Below are 1,373 nucleotides of genomic sequence, written 5' to 3'. Positions count from 1 at the left end.
CTGAGGTATCCCCAGAAATTTTGTAGTTAAAATAAAAATTTAGGTGATTAGGGAACATTCATGGCGGTTCCCGATCTGATCATTCGCCAAAAATCCCACACCGCGGATGCTCGCCATGAATGTTAAAACTATGCTCGCTGATTTCCTCCGATTTGTCACCCCAAAAACCATGCATAAAGCCAGATTTTCTGTCTTGTTAGATGCGGTTACTGCTCTTGCTAAAGACGCTCGTTGCACCGTTACAGCAATTGGTCGCGCTATGCCAGGGCCCTCAGACAAAATCAGCATCAAGCGAGCCGACAGATTACTCAATAATGCCAATCTGCAACGAGAGCTACCATTGATTTATGCCGCGTTGACTGCTTCTGTTGTAACCCCCCATTCCCATCCAACGATTTTAGTCGATTGGAGTAATGCGGATACCGCCAAGCGTCACTTTATTTTACGAGCGAGTATTGCTGCGGACGGCAGAGCATTAACGTTGTTGCAAAAAATCGCTGCTGAAGAAGAGTACACCAGCCCCCGTTTGCATCAGGCATTCTTAGAACAACTTAAAGCTATGTTACCAGAAGGCTGCAAGCCAATTATCGTGACAGACGCCGGATTTAAAGTGCCTTGGTTAAAACAAGTACGCGAATTCGGCTGGCATTATGTCGCCAGAGTCAGAGGGAATGTGAAGCTGAAAGTGGCAGAGCAGGAAGAGTTTATCACTGTTAACCAATTTTATCGTAAGGCCAAAGCCAAGCCCAAGCATGTCGGCAACATCTTACTCACCCAATCTCAGAGCTATGAAACACAAGCTGTTTTGGTTGGAAAAGGTTACAAGTTATTGAAAAGAGATAAAAACAGGCAATACAAAGAGCCTTGGCTATTAGTTTCCTCTTTACCAGAAAGTCATGGATATGCCGAGAAAATTGCCAAATGCTATAGCTGCCGAATGCAGATAGAAGAAAGCTTCCGGGATCAAAAAAGTCACCGTTACGGGTTAGGTAGCGATCTACATGGTACTCGCAAGAAATCACGCTTGGAGATCTTACTGCTCTTGGCAGCCCTGGCTAACTGGTTTCATTACCTGCTTGGCAGTGCGGGTGAGAAGGCTGGCTTACAACGACGTTATCAGGCTAATACCGTTAAGCATAGACGAGTGCTCGCTCTTTGTTCCCTTGGGATACTGCTCTGTAAAGAGCAAAAGCTTAATATAAGTAGGCGATATTATCAGCAAGGGCTAAAGCAAATTTTGCAGTGGATAGCTCAGTGGTGCTGGACACCGGACGATCTGATAGAGTGTGGATAATATGGGGGAGCAATTTGTGGGGATCCCTCAGGTAGGCTGGGCGTATTTGGCGCTATGCTGATTTGGTTTATCTGGCCTA

The 1,373-nt window shown here is 45.7% G+C and carries 1 protein-coding gene; it reads left to right on the top strand.

Going from position 1 to position 1,373, the window contains the following annotated elements; all coding sequences use genetic code 11:
• Nucleotides 1-106 precede the first annotated feature (106 nt).
• Nucleotides 107-1,294, top strand: a complete 1,188-nt coding sequence (locus tag A9165_RS16380) for an IS4 family transposase (protein ID WP_083216315.1) — start codon at nt 107-109, stop codon at nt 1,292-1,294.
• Nucleotides 1,295-1,373 lie beyond the last annotated feature (79 nt).

The sequence above is a fragment of the Alishewanella sp. HH-ZS genome (assembly GCF_001704375.1).
Lineage (GTDB): Bacteria > Pseudomonadota > Gammaproteobacteria > Enterobacterales > Alteromonadaceae > Alishewanella > Alishewanella aestuarii.
This window is presented reverse-complemented; position numbering and strand designations above follow the sequence as displayed.

Excerpts from the sequence above, each read along its gene's own strand:
- A9165_RS16380 (WP_083216315.1), top strand. The coding sequence starts at position 107 with ATGCTCGCCATGAATGTTAAAACTATGCTCGCTGATTTCCTCCGATTT.